The sequence below is a fragment of the Daejeonella sp. genome (genome assembly GCF_037719425.1).
Classification (GTDB): Bacteria; Bacteroidota; Bacteroidia; order Sphingobacteriales; family Sphingobacteriaceae; genus Daejeonella.
Map to the genome: position 1 here is coordinate 1 of NZ_JBBJNI010000191.1, position 6,658 is coordinate 6,658.

7 protein-coding genes are annotated in these 6,658 nt (G+C 41.3%); all 7 read left to right on the plus strand.

Annotated elements, in window-relative coordinates; genetic code table 11:
- Positions 1-266 (plus strand): hypothetical protein (locus WKF69_RS17910; protein ID WP_340383652.1); only part of this gene is annotated, 266 nt, incomplete at its 5' end.
- The gene (locus WKF69_RS17915; protein WP_340383654.1) at positions 263-1,474 is read left to right on the plus strand and encodes a hypothetical protein; all 1,212 of its coding nucleotides are present in this window, start codon (positions 263-265) and stop codon (positions 1,472-1,474) included. The genes WKF69_RS17910 and WKF69_RS17915, both read left to right, overlap by 4 nt.
- 231 nt (positions 1,475-1,705) lie before the next feature.
- Positions 1,706-2,365, plus strand: a complete 660-nt coding sequence (locus WKF69_RS17920; RefSeq protein WP_340383656.1) for a DUF305 domain-containing protein — start codon at positions 1,706-1,708, stop codon at positions 2,363-2,365.
- Positions 2,366-2,392: 27 nt separating this feature from the next.
- A complete protein-coding gene (locus WKF69_RS17925; protein WP_340383658.1) occupies positions 2,393-2,737 on the plus strand; it encodes a four-helix bundle copper-binding protein in 345 nt (114 codons plus the stop codon).
- A gap of 222 nt (positions 2,738-2,959) precedes the next feature.
- Positions 2,960-3,352: a hypothetical protein gene (locus WKF69_RS17930; protein ID WP_340383660.1), complete on the plus strand. Its 393-nt coding sequence runs from the start codon at positions 2,960-2,962 to the stop codon at positions 3,350-3,352.
- Positions 3,353-3,554: 202 nt separating this feature from the next.
- Positions 3,555-4,859: an efflux RND transporter permease subunit gene (locus tag WKF69_RS17935; protein ID WP_340383662.1), complete on the plus strand. Its 1,305-nt coding sequence runs from the start codon at positions 3,555-3,557 to the stop codon at positions 4,857-4,859.
- Positions 4,849-6,658, plus strand: a 1,810-nt coding sequence (locus WKF69_RS17940) for an efflux RND transporter permease subunit (RefSeq protein WP_340383664.1), incomplete at its 3' end; no start/stop codon positions are given. The genes WKF69_RS17935 and WKF69_RS17940, both read left to right, overlap by 11 nt.

Sequence of the window (6,658 nt, forward strand, 5' to 3'; positions counted from 1 at the left end):
CTCAAAATATACTCCGGGACGAAGAAATAGTATTTTTGCTCGCTTCAAATGAAAGTATTGAAGAAATTGACGGGTTTCGTATCAAGCATGATTATAAATTCGATTATACAAGAATAGAAAACAGTGAGGACCTGGATATTCAGGCCCTGCCAACCACCTTTATCTTTAGTCCCGAAGGTAACCTGGCTTTTTCAGAACCCGGTGGAAGAAAATGGGACGATGCTGGAAATATTAAGTTGATCCGTGAAATTATAAAAACGAAATGATTAGACAGTTCATTGCTTTGATAGTCTCCATGTTCTTTTTGGCGTGTAATAATCCGGAAGAGAAAATAAGTGTGGAAAAAGATAGTTTAAAAAGTCTCGCTTCTCCAGCCGATTCTCTGAGTGCGGAACCTTACCTCTTTACGGGCAAAAATGGATCTGTTTATCTTTCATGGATCGAAAAAGTAAAGGAAACAAGTTCACTGAAATTCTCGCTCTTAAACAAAGATCAGTGGTCAAAACCAACCGTGATTGCTTCGGGAAACAACTGGTTTGTTAACTGGGCTGATTATCCGATGTTGGCTTCGGATAGTGAAGGAAATATGATAGCTCACATCCTGGAAAAAAGTGAATACGGTACTTATACTTATGATATTAAGCTCCTTACTTCATCTGACAAAGGGCTAAACTGGAACCCCTCCCGGATTCTTCATGATGATGGTAAGAAAGCAGAACACGGATTTGTATCAATGCTACCCCATGGGGAAAATTATTTTGTTTCCTGGCTCGATGGCAGAAATACGGCTATGGAAGGTAATACAGGACACGGCGGTGAACATCATGGAGCAATGTCGCTACGTGCGGCGGCTGTTAATAAAACAGGCATAAAATCCGAAGAATGGGAATTGGATAATAGAGTATGTGATTGCTGCCAGACAAGTGCCGCATTAACAGCAAATGGGCCTGTCGTAATTTACCGCGACCGCTCGGAAGATGAGATCCGGGATGTCTCTATTGTTAGGCTGGTAAATGGTCAATGGACACAACCCAAACCTATATTCTCTGATAACTGGAAAATTTCGGGATGCCCCGTCAACGGGCCAAGGGCAGATGCAATTGGAAATAGTTTAGCGATAGCCTGGTTTTCGTCCCCGGATAAAACTGGAAGAGTTCAGGTTGTTTTCTCAGATGACGGTGGCGCTACATTTAATACCCCGATCAAGATTAATGAATCGGAAACGATTGGCCGGGTAGATCTCATTATGCTGAATGAAAGTAGTGCCATGGTAAGCTGGATGGAAGGCTCTGACATAAAGGCAACAAGAGTATATAGTGATGGTAAAAAGGATGTCTCAATGGTTATTGCATCCTCATCGGAATCGAGATCTGGCGGGTTTCCGCAAATGACAAAATCAGGCAATCGGGTTATTTTTGCATGGTCCGACACGAAAGAAAAAACGATTAAGACTGCAAGTCTGATATTAAATTAATAGAATTTTTGTTTACCCAGAACTTCTAAATGTCCCCGTCATTTACAAAACCCATAACTTTTTATTTTCGGCATTAATTAATAGTTCGTCCACCCGTGTTCTGAACATAAAAAATCAAAACAAAAGCATTGACGAATTGTCTCTTCTTTAGACTGCTTGAATAAGTATAAAATTTCAATACAGCCTCTTAGCCTTCCTTTATATTGTTTAATCAATACTAAATCTTTAACCATGAAAACGAACAGCTTGATGATTGCTGCATTCACTCTAACACTAAGTCTCTCCGCATGTCAAAATAATGCGTCTAAGACTGAAACGGATCATTCTTCTATGGATAGTAATGATATGGACATGGGTTCAATGCCCATGAATTCTGGTATGCAGTCTGGAATGGACAAGATGATGAATGATATGCATAAAATGGAAATGACTGGAAATATAGATAATGATTATGCGATGATGATGAAATGCCATCATCAGGCCGCAGTTGATATGGCTCAGGTAGAACTTGAATCCGGGAAAGATGATGAATTAAAAAAAATGGCTCAAAATATCATAGACGCTCAAAAATCTGAAATTAGTGCGTTACAGTCTTTTCTTGATAATCATAAGAATCCCGAAAAAAATTATGATCCTGTAGCGGAAAAAAAGGGATTTGCTAAAGTCATGGATCAGAATATGACGATGATGATGGATATGCCTAAAATGGATGGGGATGCTTCAACAGATAAACACTTTGTACAGATGATGATTCCTCACCACAAGGGAGCTATTATGATGGCGGATGGATTTGTTCAATTTGGAAAGGATCCGGGATTAATTTCTATGGCCAGGAAAATAATAGCAGATCAGAAAATGGAAATTGAGCAGTTTAAAAAATGGAGCGAATAACAACTAACAGATCTTAATCAGTAAATTATGTCACATCAAAAATTTCAGGACTGCATTGATGCTTGTGTTGCATGTGCGGTAGCCTGTAGCCATTGCGCTACAGAATGTTTAAAAGAGGAAGATGTTAAGATGATGGCCCGGTGCATTCAACTGGATCTGGAATGTGCTGCTCTATGCCGTGCAGCAGCAGAAGTAATGAGCTTGGGTAGTGAATACAGCGCCCACCTTTGCAGAATATGTGCAGATGCGTGTAATGCCTGTGCTGAAGAATGCGAAAAACATGCTGAAATGGGTATGGAGCATTGCAGGGAATGCGCGGAAGCATGTCGTGCATGCGCAGCCGCGTGCGAACAAATAGCAACAGCGGTATAGTTTGTTCTAATAATGGTGTCTAACCAGCATTTAGCTTTAGTCAACTGGAGAATCCACAGTTGCGCTGTTAAATTCCTTTGTGCAACAGAATACATTGATTTGGCCTTCTCAAAAATTGACACCTTAATGTAATAAATCAACTTGAACGCTTAAAAGATCGATAAATCATACGCAACATGTTTTGAGAACTAAAATTTTTACGATATTTGTAACTCATTTAAAATGAAAAAGTTAGTCCTAACCATATTAACAATATTCTACCTGGGTGTATCATCCGGTGCGACTGTACATTTCCATTATTGTATGGGTCAGCTTATTGAATGGGGGCTATCTGACACCAATCCTGATCAATGCAGTTCTTGCGGCCGACCGGAATCAGAAACCGAAAAATGTTGTAAAGACCAGAGTCAACAGTTTAAAGTTGAGAAGTCTCAAAAAGCAGCACCAAGTGCTTACGAGTTTAATCTACCTGAGCTGGATCTCTCCTTAACTTCTTTTATTGAAACACAGCACATGTTTTCATCCTCCCTTAGAGAGGAGAATTACCTTAGCATCCAACCCCCACGAACGCAGTCCATCCCTGCCTTCATCCGCAATCGTAACTTCCGTATTTGATTTTATTTCCTTTCAGGCCATTTTCTATTGCTGAAAAGGCTTATAGCCCTCTACCTCAATCTCACCTTTCTTTAACTCTGCCTGCCATCTATTATAATGGCTCAGTATTATTTGTTGGCTCCGAGATTGGCTATTAATGATAAATCAATATAAAAAACTTACCCATCGTAGCCTGCCTACCGCAGGCAGGCAATCTCAACTTATGATTGAAAGGCTAATATCATTTTCATTAAGGAACCGTTTTCTTGTATTGCTTTTTGCAAGCAGCATATTCATTTGGGGAATCTATGCTGTTAAAACATCTAAAATAGATGCTATACCTGATCTTTCAGAAAACCAGGTGATTGTATTTACCGAATGGATGGGCCGCAGTCCTCAGATCATAGAGGATCAGGTGACCTACCCTCTGGTTACTAATCTGCAGGGTATTGCTAAAGTAAAGTATGTTCGGGCTAACTCCATGTTTGGAATGAGCTTTATCTATATCATATTTGAAGATGATGCAGATGTATACTGGGCCCGCTCACGGGTGCTTGAACGTTTGAGTTCGATTGGTAAAAATCTGCCGGAAGGCGTAGTGCCCACAATGGGTCCGGATGGAACGGGGATCGGGCATGTATTATGGTATACCCTTCATGCGCCCGGAATGGATCTGGGAGAACAGCGGGCAGTACAAGACTGGTATGTCAAATTCGCATTGCAGAATGTTGCTGGAGTAAGTGAAATAGCTTCCTTCGGGGGCTTTCAAAAACAATATCAGATCAATATAGATCCAAATAAGCTTAATTACTATAAACTTTCGTTAGGCGATATCATCCGAACAGTAAATGCAAATAATAATGAGGCAGGCGGGCGAAAGTTTGAGATGAGCGGCATTGGTTATATCATTAAAACTACAGGTTACCTTAACTCCATCACTGAGATAGAAAATCTTTCTGTTCGCACTCAAAACTCTATTCCGATAAAAATAAGGGATATAGCCACCGTACAAATGGCGGGCGAAAGCAGGCTTGGAATCATGGACTATAATGGCGCAGGTGAGGCCGTTGGTGGAATTGTTGTATTGCGTTATGGCGAAAATGCCGATGAAGTTATCCGTCGTGTAAAGTCAAAGATGATTGAGGTAGCAAAGGGAATGCCCGAGGGAATGGAATTTAATATTGTTTACGATCGGGGGAAGCTGATTGAAGAGTCAATCTCGTCCATTAAAACCACGCTAATCGAAGAAATGATTGTAGTTTCTCTTATTGTCATCCTATTCCTGCTGCACTGGAGAAGTGCCATCAGTATCATCATTCAAATTCCAATCACGATCGCTACAAGCTTTATTATTCTGAATGCTTTTGATATTTCATCTAACATCATGTCATTAACCGGCATTGCCCTGGCTATTGGAGTAATCGTAGATAATGGGATCATAATGGCTGAGAATGCTTATAAAAACCTTGCCTTACGGCAAGCTGAACTTACCCAACTAAGAAATGGAGGACCGTCCCATGTGGAATAAAATAAAAAATCTCTGGGTAAAAAAAGTCAAATCAGAAGATTATGTCCGTCTGTCCGATGAAGAAAGATTAAGCATTATCGAAAGAGCCTGCCAGCAGGTTTCAAGAGGTGTTTTTTACTCGACGGTAATTATTATCGCCTCATTTCTGCCCGTTTTTCTATTAACCGGACAGGAGGGGAAACTTTTCCATCCCCTTGCATATACCAAAACTTTCATCCTGATTATAGATGCGATTCTGGTGGTAACACTTGCACCAGTCCTGATTTCTTTTTTTATGAAGGGAAGGTTTCGTTCCGAACATGAAAACCCAATTAACAGGCGATTAGAAAAGATATACGAGCCTATTATCAGGTCTTGCATGAAACATCGGAAAACCACCCTCGGAATCAACATCCTGGCACTCCTCATCAGTATTCCTTTAGTATTCAGTCTTGGCCGCGAATTTATGCCTCCCCTGGATGAACGATCTATACTTTTTATGCCAATTACTTTGCCTGATGTGTCCAATGCTGAAATCAAGAGGATATTACAGGTTCAGGATAAGATCATTAAATCAACCCCTGAAGTTGATCATGTTTTGGGTAAGGCCGGCAGGGCGAATACAGCTACTGATAATTCGCCGATTAATATGATCGAAACGATCATTTCTCTTAAGCCTAAAAGTGAATGGCGTCCCGGGATGACCAAGCAGGATATTATTACGGAACTGGACGCAAAGCTTCAAATCCCGGGAGTTGTAAATGGCTGGACGCAGCCGATCATTAACCGAATCAACATGCTTTCGACGGGTATTCGTACAGATGTAGGGGTAAAAGTTTATGGGCAGGATCTGAAACAAATTGACCTGGTATCCAGGAAGGTTCAATCATTACTCCAGAATATAAATGGAGTGAAAGATTTGTATGTTGAGCCTGTTACCGGAGCTAAATACCTGGAGATTAATATCAAAAGAAATCAACTGGAGCGCTACGGACTTTCTGTTGATGATATAAATGCCACGGTTGAAACCGCTATTGGTGGTACACCATTTGCGACGACCATTGAAGGCAGGAAGCGCTTCAGTATACATTTACGCCTGGGACAGGATTTCAGGAACAGTTTGGACAAGCTAAAGCGGATCCCGCTTATTTCGCCTGATGCAGGAACTATTCCCCTTTCTGCGGTTACAGATATCCGTTTCGTAGACGGTCCGCCAATGATCACCTCCGAGAATGCGCTTCTTCGCGGTGCCGTTATGTTCAATGTCAGGGAGCGGGACTTGGGGACTACCGTTCAGGAGGCGATAAAGAAGCTCAATAAAGATTTGAAACTGCCAAACGGATACTTTGTGGAATGGAGCGGCCAGTATGAGAATCTTTTACGCGGACAGCAGACGCTGATCTATATTTTGCCTATTGTGTTATTGATCATATTCTTAGCCTTATACCTTGCTTTTAAGTCGGCAAGAGAAGCGTTTTTAAGCCTTGTTACTATCCCCTTTGCCTTGATTGGAGGCGCTTACCTGGTGTATTTCTGGGGTGTTAATCTTTCGGTGGCCGTAGCAGTAGGTTTTATTGCTTTGTTTGGTATTGCTGTGGAAACGGGCGTAGTGATGGTCATCTATTTGAATGATGCCATGAGGCAACTGGTGGCTTTAAAAGGAAATTCCCGCGAAACAATAAGTAACGATGATCTTAGAGAATACGTGATCCATGGAGCTGCTAAAAGGCTGAGGCCAAAAATAATGACCGTTTGTGTGGCCTTGTTTGGATTGATACCTGTTTTATGGTCGCAGGGAGTGGGAAGTGATGTCATGCAAC

Excerpts from the sequence above, each read along its gene's own strand:
- WKF69_RS17935 (WP_340383662.1), top strand. The coding sequence starts at position 3,555 with ATGATTGAAAGGCTAATATCATTTTCATTAAGGAACCGTTTTCTTGTA.
- WKF69_RS17920 (WP_340383656.1), top strand. The coding sequence starts at position 1,706 with ATGAAAACGAACAGCTTGATGATTGCTGCATTCACTCTAACACTAAGT.
- WKF69_RS17925 (WP_340383658.1), top strand. The coding sequence starts at position 2,393 with ATGTCACATCAAAAATTTCAGGACTGCATTGATGCTTGTGTTGCATGT.
- WKF69_RS17915 (WP_340383654.1), top strand. The coding sequence starts at position 263 with ATGATTAGACAGTTCATTGCTTTGATAGTCTCCATGTTCTTTTTGGCG.
- WKF69_RS17930 (WP_340383660.1), top strand. The coding sequence starts at position 2,960 with ATGAAAAAGTTAGTCCTAACCATATTAACAATATTCTACCTGGGTGTA.